General features: G+C 57.7%; 13 protein-coding genes. All 13 read right to left on the bottom strand.

Annotated features, from left to right (window positions below; translation table 11 throughout):
• Positions 1-1,856, bottom strand: a 1,856-nt coding sequence (locus KGZ89_03090; protein MBS3973835.1) for a hypothetical protein, incomplete at its 3' end; no start/stop codon positions are given.
• 5 nt (positions 1,857-1,861) lie between these two features.
• Positions 1,862-3,238: a glycosyltransferase gene (locus tag KGZ89_03095; GenBank protein ID MBS3973836.1), complete on the bottom strand. Its 1,377-nt coding sequence runs from the start codon at positions 3,236-3,238 to the stop codon at positions 1,862-1,864.
• Positions 3,239-3,269: 31 nt separating this feature from the next.
• A complete protein-coding gene (gene gmd, locus KGZ89_03100; GenBank protein ID MBS3973837.1) occupies positions 3,270-4,244 on the bottom strand; it encodes a GDP-mannose 4,6-dehydratase in 975 nt (324 codons plus the stop codon).
• 2 nt (positions 4,245-4,246) lie between these two features.
• Positions 4,247-5,746 (bottom strand): mannose-1-phosphate guanylyltransferase/mannose-6-phosphate isomerase, encoded by a 1,500-nt coding sequence (locus tag KGZ89_03105; protein ID MBS3973838.1) that lies wholly within the window; start codon positions 5,744-5,746, stop codon positions 4,247-4,249.
• 20 nt (positions 5,747-5,766) lie between these two features.
• Positions 5,767-7,650 (bottom strand): O-antigen ligase family protein, encoded by a 1,884-nt coding sequence (locus KGZ89_03110; protein MBS3973839.1) that lies wholly within the window; start codon positions 7,648-7,650, stop codon positions 5,767-5,769.
• Positions 7,651-7,662: 12 nt separating this feature from the next.
• Entirely contained in the window at positions 7,663-8,892 is a 1,230-nt protein-coding gene (locus KGZ89_03115) for a hypothetical protein (GenBank protein ID MBS3973840.1), read from the bottom strand.
• Complete coding sequence (locus KGZ89_03120) at positions 8,889-9,845, bottom strand: hypothetical protein (GenBank protein ID MBS3973841.1); 957 nt, start codon at positions 9,843-9,845, stop codon at positions 8,889-8,891. Before KGZ89_03120 ends, KGZ89_03115 begins: the two co-directional genes overlap by 4 nt.
• A gap of 130 nt (positions 9,846-9,975) precedes the next feature.
• Positions 9,976-11,046, bottom strand: a complete 1,071-nt coding sequence (locus KGZ89_03125; GenBank protein ID MBS3973842.1) for a hypothetical protein — start codon at positions 11,044-11,046, stop codon at positions 9,976-9,978.
• 193 nt (positions 11,047-11,239) lie between these two features.
• On the bottom strand, positions 11,240-12,472 hold the full coding sequence (locus KGZ89_03130) for an NHL repeat-containing protein (protein MBS3973843.1): 1,233 nt from the start codon (positions 12,470-12,472) through the stop codon (positions 11,240-11,242).
• A complete protein-coding gene (locus tag KGZ89_03135) occupies positions 12,469-13,266 on the bottom strand; it encodes a tetratricopeptide repeat protein (GenBank protein MBS3973844.1) in 798 nt (265 codons plus the stop codon). The genes KGZ89_03130 and KGZ89_03135 overlap by 4 nt, the downstream gene beginning before the upstream one ends.
• A 149-nt stretch (positions 13,267-13,415) precedes the next feature.
• The gene (gene leuC, locus KGZ89_03140; GenBank protein MBS3973845.1) at positions 13,416-14,684 is read right to left on the bottom strand and encodes a 3-isopropylmalate dehydratase large subunit; all 1,269 of its coding nucleotides are present in this window, start codon (positions 14,682-14,684) and stop codon (positions 13,416-13,418) included.
• A gap of 55 nt (positions 14,685-14,739) precedes the next feature.
• Positions 14,740-16,377: a 2-isopropylmalate synthase gene (locus tag KGZ89_03145; protein ID MBS3973846.1), complete on the bottom strand. Its 1,638-nt coding sequence runs from the start codon at positions 16,375-16,377 to the stop codon at positions 14,740-14,742.
• Positions 16,352-17,932: a phosphoglycerate dehydrogenase gene (gene serA / locus KGZ89_03150; GenBank protein MBS3973847.1), complete on the bottom strand. Its 1,581-nt coding sequence runs from the start codon at positions 17,930-17,932 to the stop codon at positions 16,352-16,354. Before serA ends, KGZ89_03145 begins: the two co-directional genes overlap by 26 nt.
• Positions 17,933-17,944: the final 12 nt, after the last annotated feature.

Genomic DNA, 17,944 nt, shown 5'->3' on the forward strand with positions numbered 1-17,944 from the left:
GCTGTTGCCTCTGCGCTCCTGTGACACTTCAGGCAGTTGCCGTCAAAGGCCTTTTGCTCTTCGGATGCGACAGGTTGCCTTGTAGCTCCCACAGATCCTGCCCAGCTCATCCAAAGCCATGCTCTGGAAGGTCCTGTGGCACTAGTGCCCCTTGGAGTTTGTGAGTGCGGGAAGGTATAGCCTGTTCGGGTAGAGCTATCGGTTTGGTCGTGGCAGCTTTCGCAATCTGTGACAGGAGCCCATGCGATCGGAAGACCGGCTCTGCTCGTAGCTGTAGTAGAGCCTACAGTTGGATGTCCTGTTTTCGATACAGGCGTGTGATCACCTATGTTTTGGTGGCGATTCTCCGCCCACCACCGCGTCTCCCCATCAACGGTCCAGCTTCCCACCACCGCTAGCATCGTGGAGGTGTGGCAAAGGTTGCAGTTGTATCCGGTTCGAACGATCGACTCTGTTGAATCGGGCCAAACGGTGCCTGAAAGGGCGGTTGTCGTGATGCCTGAAAGATTAGGGCTTGCAAGCGCTGTTGTAAGCAGAGCATCGGTTGCCGGGTTCAAAAGCTTCTGAGAGATGACTTGATACTGCGAGCCTCCGACACCATGCGGGTTGTTCAGATGACATCCGATAGAGGTGCAAGCGGCATTGTCTCCAGAACCGTGAGGTCCTCCGGCCTCCCACGTTATAACGACGTTTGTGACCGTGGAAGCCCCAGCCCTGTGACACCCCGTGCAGGTGGCATCTTGAGTGTTTAGAAGGAATATCCCATCCCCTCTTGCCCTGTGGACAGAGTGACACACTCCGCACTTGGCGGTTGTGGCCTTATATCCTCCGTGTACTCCAGGCGATGTGGGGTTGTCCCCGATCCACCTCAAGTAATCGCCTCTGCCGCCAGGACCTCCCCTTGTATCTGGAGCGTAGTAATCAGGAGCTCCCCAGGTCCTTACGTGAAGTCCGGGGTGGCAGCTGTTGCACCTGACATCGTTATTGGCAACCGCTGTAGATATCGTGATATCGACGTTTGGAGCGTGGCAAAGTGCGCAATCTCCGTTGTGTTCAGGGATAAGGTTTGAGACGTGACACGCACTGCAGCTTGCGGGGAAGGGTGCTAGCCCTCCGTCGTGAAGCACATCGTGGCCGGCTCCCACATGACAGGTCTCACAGGCGAAAGGCTCAGTCACATTCATCGCCGAGACTTGCTGAGCTGAGAGTTCCCCTGAATCTCCAGATAAAGACTGCCCTGATACTCCAGAAGATCCCGCCGGCAAGATAGCAAAGGCTGGAACTGATCCTGAAGGCCCAGCGTGGCACGTAAGACAGGTAAAGGGCTGGCCTGCTCGGGTTGTAAGCCCTTCGTGCTCAGCGGTGATCGCAAGATCATGGCAAAGCCCACACTGGGGCGAGCTTGTGGTTTGGTGACGGGCGTCTTCAAGTGCAACGGAGTGGGGCGGTGCTGGGTCTGCCACGACATGAACGTCAAATGCGGGAGGATCGTGAGGTATCCACCTGCTTGGACGCGGCACTGCTCTATAATGGCAACTCAGGCAGTCCCGATAAAAGGCCGACGAGTGAAATGCTGGGCCGAACACGGCTCCCAGCCAGGCCGCGCTGTGAACACCATGGCAGCCGCTAGCCTCGCATGCCACATAATTAGAGAAATTGCCGTGGCATATCGAGCAAGTCGTCTGACTGATCCTGTCTTGGTGAAGCGTCTGTCCGTGGCAACTCCAACACTCTTCGACCCCGATACTTGGAGTTGTTGTGGAAGCCGTGGCTTCGGGGATCGACAGACACAACCAAGCCCCAAGAAAAGCCGCAATTAAGCAGCCAAGCTGCGTATATCGAAGATTCACCCTCATTTCATTCACTGCCCCTTGTGAGATGCGCTGCTCGAATCAGACCTTTCGCAAAGTTCCCTGAAGTAGTCTAAATAATAACCCACTTGCCTATCTAACGTAAACTTCGACTTCACTCGTCTGACTCCTGCCATGGCATACTCACGCCGCAATCCCTCATCGGAAAGAAGCCGCACCAGACCGGAAGCGAACTCTTTCGAGGAGCCGGCCTTGGCACAAATACCGGTTTTACCATGGAGCACGATCTCGGGAATGCCGCCGATATCACTTGCGATGACAGGTATCCCACACGCCATCGCCTCTACGGTTACGAGAGAAAAACTCTCGGCGAGCGATGGGTTCACAAAGACATCGGCAGCCCTGTAGTAATCGGCGAGCACCATCGGGTCGCTCGCAAATGGCACGCCCCTTACCTCGACCGGGCTGCCTGCAAAGCGCTCTCCCTGCCCACTCGTGTCCTCGCCGAGCACGAGCACAAGCAGGTCCTTTGCAACTTCGACGGGAAGCTCACTAAGCGCCGCGCTGAGCACACCGAAGCCCTTGAGGGGATTGCTGAAAGCTCCTTTGGCGACAACGAGCGCGATCTTTTTTCCCATTGGCAAACCCAAGCGCGCCCTGGCCTCCTCGAGGTTACCCGGGACGAAAACCCCTTCCGCATCGATGCCGTTGTAGATGACGCGGGCCTCGCGTCCCTCTGTAAGCAAGCCCGCCTTCTCTGCCATCGAAAGCATCCATTGCGATGGAGCTACCAGCGCCACTTCGCTTGAAAGCAGCGAGCGACGCTTCACTTCGAGATTTTCCGCGCTCTTATCGGCCCTGATAGGAACGTAGCGCTTGAGGTCTGGACACGAACCGCATCCTGTCTTCCAGCGCAGGCACTCGAGCGGCTGCGCGCAGTGCCCCGTCAACAGCCATGTATCGTGCAAGGTAATCACGGTAGGCACTTGCGCCGAGATCGCCGGCAGTGCCCTGACATCAAAATACCCACCGTGCAAGTTGTGCAGGTGAACGATGTCCGGCAAAAAAGGACTGAGGTCGAGCAGGTGCTTTGTCCAGGGAAAATCGAAATCTTCGTGCCCGCGGGCGACACGCAGCCAGCGATCCGGCTCTGCGGCGACCCTAAGGCCCCTGGAAAGCGTCGCACGAACGCCCGGGCGGGCGGTGTACCCACCCTGCACTCGCCAAGCAGCTCTAAGCAACTCTCGCGCCCAGGCGCTTCGGTAAGCGTCGCGCGGAATCTCCATGACACCGTCAGCCTCAGCGTTATAGTTGGCAACCGCCAGTACGGACTCAACGCCACGGGCCAGATACGACTCGTGCAGTGACAGGGCGGATTTCTCGGCGCCTCCTCCGAGCACGGCGGCGTTGACGGAGAGCACCTTCACGAATCGCTCCCTCCGTTGTTTGACGAACTGATCACCCTTGCTGCCTGGCGAGCCGCTCCATGTCGGCGTCGACCATCATCGCGACCAGTTCCTCGAACGTAACCCTTGGCTCCCAGCCCAGCTTATCGCGAGCTTTTGTGGAGTCGCCCAAAAGCCTGTGGACCTCAGCTGGGCGCCAAAATTCGGGATCCTCCACAACATGATCGCGGTAATCCAGCCCTACCCGCGCGAACGCGATTTCGCAAAACTCACGCACGGAGTGCTCGTGACCCATCGCAACAACGTAGTCATCAGGCTCATCATGCTGGAGCATCAGCCACATGGCTTTTGCAGAGTCGCCGGCAAAACCCCAATCCCTCTTGGCTTCCAGGTTACCGAGCCTAAGCTCGCGCGCGAGCCCCAGCTTGATGCGTGCCACACCATCGGTGATCTTTCTGGTGACGAACTTCATGCCTCGGCGAGGCGATTCGTGATTGAAAAGGATGCCGTTGCTGGCATGAATTCCGTAAGACTCGCGATAGTTCACGGTAATAAAATGCGCGTATGCTTTTGCGACACCGTAAGGTGAGCGCGGATGAAAGGGGGTCATCTCGGTTTGCGGAACCTCGCGAACGTGCCCGAACATCTCTGAGGTCGAAGCCTGATAGAAGCGCGTGTCAGGCGCAAGGCGCCTTATGGCCTCCAGAAAACGCAAGGGCCCTAACGCGTTGTACTGCGCTGTAAGCATCGGCTGCGAAAAGGAGGTCGGTACGAACGACTGCGCGGCTAGGTTGTAGACCTCGCCCGGCGAGGTGCTCGTCAGAACATCCATTATCGAGTACTCGTCGAGCAGGTCACCTTCGACGAGCTTGACCTGGTCGAGCAGGTGCTCCACCCTCTCATAGTTCTCAGCTGAGAGGCGTCTTACCATGCCAAAAACCTCATACCCCTTCTCAAGCAGAAGCTCGGCCAGATAGGAGCCGTCCTGCCCGGTAAACCCTGTTATTAGCGCACGTTTCCCCACTATATCTAAACCTCCCTGTTCCAGTCGTCCTCGATCCGAACGATATCGTCCTCGCCCAGGTACTCGCCCACCTGAACCTCGATAACTTTCAGCGGCACTTTACCGCAATTCTCGATCCTGTGTGTCGATCCGATGGGTATATACGCACTTTCATTGACGTGGACCTCGAAGCGCTCGTCGCCTCGGGTCACAAGCGCGGTACCCGCCACGACGATCCAGTGCTCGGATCGATGATGATGCCGTTGCAAGCTCGGCTTGGCGCCGGCATGTATCTCCAGAAGCTTGATTTGAAAGCCTGGACCCTTCAGAAGGCTCGTCCAAGAGCCCCATGGGCGCAGGCTGACCTTCGGCAAGACCGCCTCCTCGGCCTTGAGCGCCAATAGCGCATCAACGACAAGGCGCACATCCTGCGCGCGATCCTTGGCGGCCACCAAGGTCGCGTCCGCAGTGTCGATCACGAGCAGGTCCTTTACCCCCAAGGTGGCGACGAGACGATCGGTCGAGTACACAATCGTCGAAGAGGTATCAATATCGACGCCTCTTCCTGACCGAACGACCCCGCCCTCATCGGGAGTTGCGACACCCTCTAGCGCAAGCAGGGAGCCCACGTCACTCCACTTAAGTGAAGCCGGAATAACCGCGACGCTTTCGGATCGCTCCAAAACCGCGTGATCTATCGATATGGCCGAGAGCTTCGAGAACCTCTCACGAGCCTCATCGAGATCGGGAGAACCGCCGGCACTTTGCCGCGCAAGCCAACGCGCCGTTTGAGCGATAGGGGCAGTGTCCTCGAAAGAATCCATCTCTTCGAGCACTTGCGCTGCGCGCATCACAAAGATGCCGGAGTTCCACAGATAGCCCCCTTCGGCCAAAAGCGCCTTCGCGACCGAGAGCTCGGGCTTCTCGACGAAGCGCTCCGCCACATGCGCGAGCGCTTCACCGCGCGGGCCCGCAGAAAGAGTCGGGTCGATCTCTGTGCCATGCGCAGTATCTGGCAACAGGTGGCCGACCTTGATGTAGCCATATCCAGTCTCAGGCCCCGTCGGGGTGATCCCGATAGTCACCAGAAAACCGCTCCTGGCGGCATCTATGGCCGAGCGCACGCACGATTTCCACTCCTGGCCTGCGTCAAGCAGGTGATCGGAGGGGGAAACGATCATAACCGCTTCCGGGTCAGCAAGCTCCAGCGTAGCAGCAGCATAGGCGATCGCGGGCGCCGTATTGCGCGCAAGCGGTTCGACCAGATATCTGACCTTGCGCGCCGAACTTTCCGACTGAGAAGAGAGGTGGTTTCTCAACTCATCGAAGAGCCGCTCGCCTGTGACCACCAAAACGTCGCCGGGCTCCACAAAATCGTCCACGCGATGTATGGCCTGCACAATAAGGGAGTTGTGCCCAAAGACGGTGAGCATTTGCTTTGGGGACAGCTCACGCGAGAGCGGCCAGAACCGCTGACCGCTACCACCAGCGAGTATGACCGCATAAACACAACCTCTAGTTTCCAAGCAAATCCTCCTTATATCTGTCACTGCCTATCGCCGATAAGGGCTTCGGCGCGCTCAAAGTAATCGTCGATGAAGGGATAATAATTACCCCACCTACGGGCATCAGGCAACGCTTCGAGAACCCGATCCGGGTCGCCGGTAAGGACGGCGAGGTGCAGCTGCTCGGCCACAAGGGCGGGAGTGGGCGGAATCCTGGCTGCCGCTGTATCGAGCAGCTCTTGTTCCCACGACAGGTCGGTACGGCCGGTATTTCGGGCCTGATAAAGTGAGTGGGTCGCGATACTCACGAGGTTTGGGGCGAACGCGGCGATGTGCTCGGGTGCCCGCTCGACGGCCTGACGGGCGTAAAGATGCTCGTCAGCATCGCGAGCGACAAGCAAACGCGTCTCAAGCGCTTGTCTTTGGACCTGGGGGTGACCGGGTATCTTTTCAAGCGTTTCCTCGAAAAAGACAAGCGCTTGTCTTGGATCGTCAGCATGGAAAGCTGTAAGCCGCATCTCGGCATAACCAAGCCACACCGCGACAATCGCTGTTAGCAGGCCGGAAGCGACAAACAGGAGTCGCAGTCGGCCGAATATGCCCGCGTCGCCCGGCGCAGGGTTTCGCTTCCGCACCGGATTTTCAGCTTCCGCCGACGCCAACGGGGCGACCGCGAGCCCGGCCATAACCGGAGCAAAAAGGCCGATCGCGAAGATCACCGGATTGACAAGCAACGCAAAGAGAGCCGAGAGAAACCCAGCCGCGAGCCCGAGCCGCAAAGTTGCAGCCGAGTCGGGCACCTTCAACTTCTCCCTTAGCACCAGCGCCCAAACCGCGAAAAGCCCCATAAAAGCTATAAGCCCGAGGAGTCCCAGTCGCGTGGTGATCTCCCAGATGATCGAGTGAGGCGACTGAGGGCTATACACCGTCGGATCTATGCTGTCGGGTCGATCGGGAATGTGCTGAAACGCTTCGGGCGGAAGGTACTCCACGGCGGCCACACGATATCCACTTGGGCCAAAGCCAGTCAGCGGTCGGTCGAGAAGCATCTCCTGTGCGCCCTGCCACATGTGAACTCGCGAAAGCATATTTCCGTCCCCAGCAGCCAGCGCATGAAAGTCGACAAACCTTGCGCTAAGCGCGGGAACTTGCGCGAAAATCAGGGCTGAAGCCAGCAAGAGAGCGACAAGCATCGCTGAAGCGCGAAGAGCTCGAAACACACCTCCCGCCCCGTGCAAGATCGCCGGATGAACGAATACCGCCAGCGCGACCGAGAACACAACGCTCAAAAGCCCCATCGTCGAGCCGGAAAACACCCCCGCCCCGATGCCGATCACCAACGCCGAGGCATACATTACCAGACGCGTCGCTCCCACTGTTCGAGACGCGATAGCGACAGCGATGGGTATCAGCGGCATCAGCGCCGTTGTGCTGTACCCCGTCGAGCCAAAAACCCTGATCGTCGCTGTCGTTATCTGCTGATAGGCAACGATCGCCGATAGGAGCGCGGCGACGCACACAACTACCAAAAGGGAAGATTTCATCTCACTTTCATCAAGCAGGAGTCTGGCCGCCAACAGAAACATCGCAGGGAAAGCGAGCCACTGCACGAGTGGCATATTCGCGTAAAGATCGTAGAAAAAAGCCGCAAACAGGCTGCCTGCGCCGAGCCACGAGATCGCGATCGCAACTAAAACGGCTGCAACTCCCAGAGAAAGACGCCTATCCAGCCTGGTGGTGGCGACAACACCTAGGCCTAACGCGATAAGCCAGAGCGCGACAGTCAAAAGGTTGAGCGCCTTGGCGATCGGCACTGGAGGAAGATTGGTGATAAGCCAAGCGCCGGGAGAGAGAAACGCAAGCAAAATCAGGGCACCAAACATCCAGCGTGAGCTCAAGATTGGACTACCCTGGATGCCTGACATCGATAAAACCTCCTACCGAGGACTATACCGGTAAGCGGCCTCTGTATGACACACATCTAGACAAAAGTCCCGCTGGGCAGAGTAGGCCCACTGTTGATGGCAGGTATCACACGCTGCCTCATCCGCGCCCTGATGATCACTCATCAGCGAAGGCGGATGCCCAACTCCAAGCATCTGTCCGTGACATTGGGTGCATGGGCGTCTCGTCTCCGTATGACACGGCTGGCAAAGACGACCGTCACCGGTCCAGAAATCCACCGCCGCCTGGCGAGCATGCGCATACAGCTTGAACTCGTTCGAATGCGGCAACCTGAGTCCATGGCAAGGATCGCAGTCCCTCACTTCGTTGTGGCATCCACCACATCGAAGCTCCTGAACTAACGCTGCGGGCTGGAACGTGGCGGGAACGCTGGCCGAGGCGGCCGGGTCTCCCTCATGACAGACCGCACAATCACTCGATGCGATCACTTGGTTGTGACAGCGCAAGCACGGCGCCATCCCCGCACTGTGACTGGCGACAACCCCGTCGTAGAGAGTGTGACAATCAAGACAGGCAGCCCCTGCCTCTAAAGGTTCATCGTGAGACATTCTGATGCCGCGCCGCTCGTTGAAGGTATCTGCAGCAATTTCAGCAGAGTGACAGGTGCGACAGGCCGACTGCGTAACCCTGCCATAGTAGTCGTAGTCCACAAAACCGGTAAGTGCGCCGAAGATATGCAAAGAGCGCGATGGGAGTTCCGTGGTCACCCTTGCCAGAACACCTCCAGGCTCATGGCAAGCAACACAGGTGACCCCCTCGTGCGGATCCTCAGCCACATCCGAAATCGTATGCACGCTCTCGACATGACAGCCGGTACAGACGAACGAAACCGATGTCGTATAGCCTGTAACCATCCAGACTCCGCCAAAAAAGAGCAAAAAGATCCCGGCACTCGCAAGCCTTTGCCGTAAAGGCACGTAGGATTTTTTCGCCGAGATGGGCGCGGGAGAGTCCTGGTTCACCTCCTCAACTACCAGGTCAGGCGAGGCTACCGCCTGGTCGGCATCTGGCTCAAGCTCTTCATCCTCCTGGTCATCGCCGGAGGCAACAAACATGATCGCAATGACGAGCAGTATCGCAAGGAGTGTCCCGATGATCGCGTATAGAAGCAGGGCAGCCGCAAGATCGGAGATAGGATCAAGTAGCAACGTGAGGAGCAGAGCGCCGACATTTTCCAGCCCCAATTCGCCTCCGGGCATCATCGACCCCCTCCCTCGTCCGGCAGCGTTCCGATCGCGCCTCCGGGATGTACATGCGCGTCATGGCAAAGATTGCAGTCAGCCTGTAAATGACAGCGATTACAAGACCGCTCATCCTCTTGCGCTGGCTGTGCGTGTGTCCGAACGAATTCGCCTGTATGAGGCATTTCCGTCCCATGACAATCGTCGCAGAAGCGCTGCTGATGGCAGTCGGTGCACTGTGCCTCAGGGCTTAGCGCGTAATCCGAGTGCGCTCGAACGAAGTTAGGGCTATGGGGAGTTCCGACCCCATGGCAAGTATCACAAGAAGCGGCCGTGTGACAGGCCACGCACGTCGTGGAGTCTCCCATGCCATGCGTCTGTTCCCATCGCTCACCGTGAGTGACAGCAAACGTCCCTGAGGTAATGCGATCCTCCCTGGACCGACCCTCGTGACACATCGCGCAATCCATAGCCGCTTGTGCGACATGGCACGTCAGGCATGTATCCATCGAATAGGTACGCACCCAGGATATCTGCGCCCCATGAGCTACCGTCGAGTGACACTCGGCGCAATCCGTTTCGACCGCACAGTATGCATGCTCGATTCTGATCCCGTTATTCGTCAGCCGCGCCTCCACCACTTCTTCGTGGCAGCCCAAGCAGGCAGAGTTACTGACATAACTCAAATCCCTCGCGCCGTAAGGGCGAGAGAAAACAACGTTGGCGAGATGCTGAGCTCCGAATTCAACTCTACCAATAACGCCGCGCGGGATATGGCAAGACGCGCAATCGACTTCGGAGTGTGGAGAGGCGGCTGTGGCGTTTACGAAGGACTCCTGCTGATGGCATGAAAGGCATGATGGAAATGCCATGTAATGGTAGGTGCCCGCAAAGAGCGCCAACGTAAAGGGAGCGACAACAACAAGCCACATCCACAGCTTGTTCTTGTCGCTCAATACGGGCCACTTAATCACGAATCAACACCTTCGCGTAGAGTACGACCGGCTCCTGACATTGGGGCCGGTCCCACATACGTGAGACCGGCCCCCACTTCTGCTTACAACCATAAAGGTTACAGCCGTAAACAGTTCATGCGTCTGAATGCTAGTAGGTCACACCGACACCAGCATCACCAGCAGTGTTACGATGGCACTTGAGGCAGTTGCCGTCGAATGCCTTCATTTGATCATTTTCGATGCGGCTCAGAGGCTGTCCTACGCCGCCGGACCAACCCATCCACAGCAAGGACCTACCCGCCGGCAAATTGCTTGCACCAACCGGAGTCTGTCCGTGCGGGAAGGTAAAACCGGACCATGTCGCGGCATCTGTCTGGTCGTGGCAGCTCTCGCAGTCAGAGACCGGAGCCCACGCGATCGGGACACCCGCTCTGCTCGTAGCAGCCGTAGAGCCTATAGTTGGATGTCCAGTCTTTTGAACCTGAGCGGTCTGAGTCGCGGCTATGTTGGCATGACGATCTTCCGCCCACCACCGTGTCTCACCCTCAACAGTCCAGCTTCCGACTACCGCAAGCATCGTGGAGGAATGGCAGATGTTGCAGTTGTATCCTGTGCGAACAGCTGACTCGGTGGAGTCAGGCCAAACGGCACCATCCAGCGCGGCCACGGTTATACCCGAAGAGACGGGGTTGGCGAGCGCTGTGGTAAACATGGAGTCCGTGTAAGGATTGAGCAGCTTCTCAGCCACAATCGTGTACTGTGAACCACCGGCGCCATGCGGGTTGTTCATATGGCACGCCCGGTTGAGACACAATGCGGGGTTACCTGAAGAGTGCGGACCACCTGACGCCCAGTTAATAACTACGTTCGTAACTGTAGAACCAGTCATATGACAGCCAGCACACGTACCGAATTGAGCATTGAGCAGCTTGACTCCATCACCTCTGGCTCGGTGAACCGAGTGGCAGATACCGCACTTGGCGGTGTTTGCCAGATAGTTGGCGTGAACTCCAGGGTTGGCCGGGTTAGCGCCAATCTCTGCAATTGTAATGCCTCCGGCCACGCCGCTTCCTATCGGGGTTCCCCAAGTGTAGTAATCAGTCATCCAGTTGAAAGTCCTGGCCCGGGTTGGAGCCAGGTATGCGTATGCGGAAGCCGCGAAAGCAAAGACAAGGGCGACCGTCAACGCGACAAACAGAATACTTCTTTTGCGATTCACCATACCTCCTTTTGTACCAAATGTACGTGAAATTACTTGTTTCATTAGCTACACCTCCATTCCCAAGTTTAGATTTTGGTGCGACCCCAATATCAGGGTTCGCGAGCCAATTCTTAGACAGCCTACATTAAGTAAACTGTACTCTTCACAGAATACTCAAAACTCCACACGTTGTCCATACCCCTGCAGCCCCTCAGGAGGTGGTCAACGCATCTTTCTGCTTCTTCTTGCGCGCCCTGCTGATAAGGAAGACTGCCAGAGCCATTATGACGAGCGCAAGCGGTATCGCACACGCTCGAACCGGGCCGGTAAGCGCCCTGTTCGCAGCTGCTACCAGATCGCCACCTCCGGATGATCCCGGAATCCTTACGATCTGCGCCCTGCTGTTCAGGCTATCGGCAACCGTAAACCAATCCCGCTGAGGATCGTAACTGACACTTGTCGGGTAGAAAAACTTTCCGTCTTCGGCTCCCACGTTGCCAAACTTGCCAACAAACGAACCGTCCTCGGCGTTGAAGACCGCTAAAGTGCATTCGAACATATCGGCTACCACGATGCGTCCCGCACCATCGAGAGTGATGCCCAACGGCAACTGCAAGGCATCCTGACCCTTGAGCACCTGATCCTCGGCCTCTCTTACCGTAAGGCGACCATCCTCCATATCGGCCTGGTTGCCGGGCATGCCGGTACGTACGATCCAAAGCCGGTTTCCATCCGCGTCATAAGCGCTAAGACGATTGTTGAATGAGTCGGCGACAAAGATATTACCGTTCTCCGCAATTGCAACACCGTGAACATAGTCGAACTGATAGTCTGCTTGGCCTCTTGAGCCGATAATCTCGATGGGACTACCCTCTTTATCCAATATCGCAAAACCCATTATCGATCCGACCACAATCCTGTCATCGCTGACAGCCACAGAAACGGGTCTGGGGATATTGAAGGAGCCCGCATCGTTTCCGGCCGAGTCAAGTACCCTGACCCTGTCTTGCTGCGTCTCTACTATATACATAAGGCCATCAGAGCTAACCGTCATACGCGATGGAGAGATCAGCGGATCATCTTCGGGTCCCCTGAACATCTCAATGAACCTGCCATCAGGAGTGAATCTCATAACCGCGCGGTGCTGAGAGTCGATGATATATATCGAGCCGTCCGGGCCGGGAACAGCCGACGCGGTACGGAGAAACTGATCTTCCGGGGCCAAGCTCATTCCATATATGGATCGCACCCAAGTGACACCACCCAAATCGGCTTCAGCCACTGGATCTCCAGGGGGATCGATCAGCCTTAGCAACAGAAATGTAGCGAGCCCGAGCAAGAGAAAGAGCACGACGAGGGTCAATCCTAAAATTCGCCTGCCCCTGCGTGACTTTTTCGCCGGAGCCGGTGCTGCAGGTGTGAGTGTAATGGGCAGATCGCTCATTGCGAAGCTCCGATTCTCTCAAGTCCATCGTGCGCCCTCGGATAGTAGGGGTCGAATCTCAGCGCCTCGCGGAAATCAGCCTCCGCCCCACTCTCGTCTCCCAGCCTTAGCTTTACGTTTCCGCGATCAACAAGGATATCGGCAGCTCCGGGGTTGCCCTCAATGAACTGGTTGTAATACTCCAGGGCGCCTTCCCAGTCTTCCATGTCTTCGTAAATCTTCGCTTTGAGAAGCTTAGCTGTGTAGTAGTTCTCGTGTTTCCCCTGCAGTTCCGCAGCACGCCCGACCACCCCGCCGCGAGCAATTTGTGCTTCGTAGTATTTGTCGATCTGCTCGATGGCTTTATCGGCAGCGGTAAGTGCCTGCTGATACTCGCCTTGTGCTCGCAACAGACGCGCCTCCCCTAAAGCGATATCAGCGGTTTTCGAGTCATCGACGCTTTCGCGCGCATCCGCGATGGCCGCTCTTGCACGAGCATACTGCTCGGTAGCGACGAGCGCCGCTATGTGCTGACCCCAGACACTGGCGTCGGTTGTTCCCGCGTCGATAGCCTGACCAGTGACGGTCAACTCTCTTTCCATCAAGGTCCTGGGTCCGGTCTGCTGAAGCACCCCTGTGAGCAATGCGCTCACTACGGTAACGAGGAACAGAATCAATACTCCCGTAGCGACAAACGCCATGATGCGAACGGCTTTGTCGTCAAAGATTGAAGATGGGCGTTTTGTCCTGCCCGGGCCAGGAGTTCGGTTTGCTTGCGTCTTAGAGTCGCCTTGCTGGACGGGATCTTCCGGCATCAAAAATCCTCCATCATGTTGGGTCACACACCAGTAATTGATTCGAGCTCGCGATCTCCTGTCATCAGGCCGCGATTACCAGCCGCTAAGTCTACAGCAAGTAAATGGCCAATTCCTAGAGCAGGGAGCAGATTACTGAAGTGGACCTGTCATGTCAGGTCATCAGGCAGGGCAATGTGTCCGGCCACAGCGCTTGCGGCGGCAACCGCGGGAGAGCTCAGGTAAACCTCGCTCGTCGGGTCTCCCATGCGCCCGACAAAGTTGCGATTGGTAGTCGCCACCGCACGTTCGCCCGCAGCTAAAATGCCCATATGGCCACCCAGACACGGACCGCATGTGGGAGTCGAGATGGCGGCGTTTGCGTCCAGGAAGATATCGAAGAGTCCTTCGTGCATCGCTTGCTGGTATATCCGCTGAGTCGCCGGAATTACTATAAGCCGAACCCTGTCATGAACTTTTCGGCCCTTCAAGACAGAGGCGGCGATCCTAAGATCCTCGATGCGCCCGTTTGTGCACGAGCCGATCACGACCTGGTCGATCGCGACATCGCGGGACTCCTCGGCAAGACGGGTGTTGGACGGCAGATGCGGGAAGGAGACAGTCGGCCTGAGAGCGGATGCGTCGATCTCGATGATGCGAGCATATTCGGCGTCTGGATCGGAGTAATACTCGACCCACGGACGCTTTGCTCGGCCGGTCAGATACTCACGCGTGATATCGTCGACGGCGATAATCCCGGATTTGGCGCCCGCCTCGATGGCCATGTTGCAGACAGTCATCCGATCGTCCATCTCCATGCTATCGATGGTAGATCCGGTGAACTCCATCGCCTGATATATCGCTCCATCCACGCCGATCATGCCTATGATGTGCAATATGAGGTCCTTGCCGCACACCCAGGGCTGAAATTCGCCGTTAACCACGAACTTGATCGAGGCCGGAACCTTGAACCAGGCCTCGCCGATAGCCATTCCGGCAGCAGCGTCGGTGCTACCCACCCCTGTGGAAAAGGCGCCCAATGCGCCATAGGTGCAGGTGTGGGAGTCAGCGCCGATGATAACATCTCCGGCCACCACTATCCCTTGCTCAGGCAGCAAGGCATGCTCAACACCCATGCACCCGATCTCGAAGTAGTTGGTTATGGATTGCTCGCGCGCGAAATCGCGCATGATCTTCGCCTGCTCGGCTGATTTGATGTCTTTATTCGGCGTATAGTGATCCGGAACGAGCACTACCCTCTCTGGATCCCAGACCTTACCGGCGCCCGTGCGCCTGAACTCACGGATCGCGATAGGCGCGGTCACGTCGTTTGCCAGGACGATGTCCAGCCGGCAGGTAATGAGCTCGCCTGGCGTAACCTCATCCATGTCAGTATGTGCGGCAAGTATCTTTTCCGTGATCGTCATCGGGCGGGGCATTCGCTGTTTCCTCCTTGTTTAGGGATGTGACTTACCAAACCTTCAAAACCCCTGATCAGGGCTCGTCAATAGCTGAGGGTTTTTGCGCTGCAAGCAGCAGCCTGTTGAGCGCGTTGACGTACGCTCGCGCAGAGGCTGTGATGATGTCGCTGTGTGCGCCTCGGCCGGTAAACACCCTGCCATCCGAGCTACGCACGCGGATCGTGACTTCACCCAGGGCATCGATGCCGCGCGTGACGCTTTGGACGCTGAACTCGATCAGGTCATTTTCCACATCTATCATGCGATTGATCGCGCAGTACACGGCATCAACGGGGCCGGTCCCGTGACTCGAGTCGATCATCCGCTCGCCGGTTGCGACCACCTCAAGCTCCACGGTCGCTGTCGGAATACCCGGCTCGCCACACATGACGTGAATCGACTGAAGATGATAGACCTCGCCGGCAAGCGCACGCTCGGACTCGGAGACCAGAGCCTCGAGGTCTTCGTCGTATATCTCCTTCTTCTTGTCGGCGAGCTCCAAAAACTCCGTGTACACGCGCTCGAACTCGTGGTCTTTGAGCTCGTGTCCGAGCTGCTCGACCCTGTGGCGTAACGCGTGCCGACCACTTCGCGCGGTAAGGACTATGGCGCTGCCGCGAAGACCGACTTCGACAGGATCGATGATCTCGTAGGTTGTGCGCTCCTTCAACACGCCGTCCTGATGGATTCCGCTTGAATGCGCGAACGCATTGGCTCCGACGATCGACTTGTTGGGCTGTACGAAGATGCCCGTGACGTTGCTGACCAGGCGCGAAGTGCGCATGATCTCGCGCGTGTTTATCGACGTGTCGACTCCGAAGTACTCGCTGCGGGATCGAAGCGCCATTACCACCTCTTCAAGGGCGGTATTTCCGGCCCGCTCGCCGATGCCGTTTATCGTGCACTCGACCTGCCGAGCGCCCGCCTTGACGCCCGCGAGCGCATTGGCGGTGGCCATGCCCAGATCATTGTGGCAATGAACGGCCACGGTCACGCCCTCGATGCCGTCGACAGAGTCGAAAAGTCCACGCACCAAGGCTCCGAACTCCTCCGGATAGGTGTACCCCGTGGTGTCCGGAATATTGATGACGGTCGCGCCTGCCGAGATAACCTCCTGAACCATCCTGTAGAGGAAGAGCGGATCCGCCCGACCGGCGTCCTCGGCGTAAAACTGCACGTCATCGACGAGGGAGCGAGCCAACTTCACCGCAGCTACCGCTCGCTCGATGGCGGTTTCCGGAGTGACGCGCAACTTGTCGCGCATGTGACTCTCAGACACCCCTATCCCGGTATGGATCCGTGGCCTTTTCGCGCCGACAAGCGCGGCCGCGGCGCTCTCGATATCAGCAGGAACCGCACGTGAAAGCGCGCACACCACAGCTGCGTCGCCCACCTCGGCGGCGATTAGCCTGACGCTCTCAAAATCGCCGGGGCTCGAAGCCGGAAATCCGGCCTCGATCACATCGACGCCGAGCCGCACGAGCTGACGGGCGATCTCGAGCTTCTCCTCGGTGTTCATACTCGCGCCCGGGGACTGCTCCCCGTCACGCAAAGTGGTGTCGAAGATGAAGACCTTCTCTGGCGCTTTAGGTGATGGATCGCTCACTAGGTGATTCCCCTCGCGACTCCGCGCTCCATGATTCCTCTCACAGCTCCACGCCCCACGCCTCATCCATGCCGACTTTCTCGACTATCGTACGCAGCAACTCAGCGCTTATCGAAGAATCGACCGTCACGCCCATCAAGGCCTTTCCGCCGGCCTCGTCCCTGCCGACCTGCATGGAGGCGATATTGATGCCCTCGGAGCCAAGGATCGTTCCGACATTGCCGATCATGCCTGGCCGGTCGCGATAGGTGAAAAAGGCCATGAACTGTGATGGCGCCATGTCGAGATCGTAACCGAACAGCGACACGATTCTCGGCTCATTCTTCTTGCCGATGAGCGAGGCCGCAACCTCGATGCGCCCGCCCGGGCCCACTCCGGTGACCGAGACCATCGAAACATAATCCGTAGCCTCGGTCTGCTTTGTCTCGATGACGTGAATGCCGCGCTGCTCGGCGTAGTAATCAGCATTTACGAAGTTGACCGACTCGGCGCTGACAACCGCCAGAAGTCCTTTGAGCATCGCGGTCTTGAGGATGCGGGTGTCGGTCTCGGCGAGCGCTCCCACAAACCTGATATCGAGTGATTCGAGGCCTTGATGCGCCATCTGGGCGACCATCTTTCCAAGGTCCTCGGTAATCGAAAGGTACGGTCCGACCTTTTCATAAACCTCAGGGGAGACCGGCACTATGTTCACAGCGGTGGGAACCATCTCGCCGCGAAGCCCAGCCGCCACATAGGCGGCGATCTGCTCGCCCGCCCTGTCCTGCGCCTCGGCGGTACTTGCGCCAAGGTGCGGCGTGAGAATGACGTTGTCGAAGTCGATCAGGGAGGAGTCTGTGCACGGCTCGACCTCGAATACATCGATCGCGGCGCCGGCCACTTTGCCGTCTTCGAGGGCCTTGCGAAGCGCTTGCTCCTGGAAGATGCCTCCGCGAGCTGTGTTTATCAGCCGCACTCCGTCTTTCATCTTCGAGAACTGCTCGGCGCCGAACATGCCGATCGTCTCTTTGGTCTTGGGCAGATGCACCGTGATGTAATCGGCCTGGGCCAATACCTCATCGATGTTGTCGAGCATTTCGACGCCCATCGCCGAGGCGCGCTCGGGCGTAGTGTATGGATCGAAGCCGATGATGCGCATACCAAAGCCGCGGGCGCGCTCAGCCACAAGTGAGCCGATTCTTCCGAGGCCAAATATCGCCAGCGTTTTCTCGTAAAGCTCCGCGCCGGTGTACTTTGAGCGCTCCCACTTGCACTGCTTCATGCTTGCATTCGCCTGCGCGATATTTCGCGACTGTGCCAGCATCAGAGCAACAGTGTGCTCGGCGGCCGAAACGATGTTGGACGTCGGCGCGTTGCACACGATGATGCCTCTTTCCGTGGCCGCCTGAACATCCACGTTGTCAACACCGACACCGGCGCGTCCGATGACCTTCAAGTCCACACCCGCTTCGATCACCTCGCGCGTGGCTCGTGTCGCCGAGCGCACAATAAGCGCGTCATACCCGGGTATCATCTCAACGAGCTGCTCAGGGGTAAGATCTGTTCGCACTGTAACCTCGAACTCCTCGTTGAGCTTGTCGATGCCTTGCTTGGCGATCTTTTCCGCGACCAATATCTTCATGATCTGCTCCTC

The organism is Actinomycetota bacterium, from assembly GCA_018334075.1.
GTDB lineage: Bacteria > Actinomycetota > Coriobacteriia > Anaerosomatales > UBA912 > JAGXSC01.

What these genes read in the sequence shown, in the direction of transcription:
- serA (MBS3973847.1), bottom strand. Translation starts at nt 17,932, where the DNA reads ATGAAGATATTGGTCGCGGAAAAGATCGCCAAGCAAGGCATCGACAAG.
- leuC (MBS3973845.1), bottom strand. Translation starts at nt 14,684, where the DNA reads ATGCCCCGCCCGATGACGATCACGGAAAAGATACTTGCCGCACATACT.
- KGZ89_03115 (MBS3973840.1), bottom strand. Translation starts at nt 8,892, where the DNA reads ATGATGCCCGGAGGCGAATTGGGGCTGGAAAATGTCGGCGCTCTGCTC.
- KGZ89_03135 (MBS3973844.1), bottom strand. Translation starts at nt 13,266, where the DNA reads ATGCCGGAAGATCCCGTCCAGCAAGGCGACTCTAAGACGCAAGCAAAC.
- KGZ89_03145 (MBS3973846.1), bottom strand. Translation starts at nt 16,377, where the DNA reads ATGAGGCGTGGGGCGTGGAGCTGTGAGAGGAATCATGGAGCGCGGAGT.
- KGZ89_03110 (MBS3973839.1), bottom strand. Translation starts at nt 7,650, where the DNA reads ATGTCAGGCATCCAGGGTAGTCCAATCTTGAGCTCACGCTGGATGTTT.
- KGZ89_03130 (MBS3973843.1), bottom strand. Translation starts at nt 12,472, where the DNA reads ATGAGCGATCTGCCCATTACACTCACACCTGCAGCACCGGCTCCGGCG.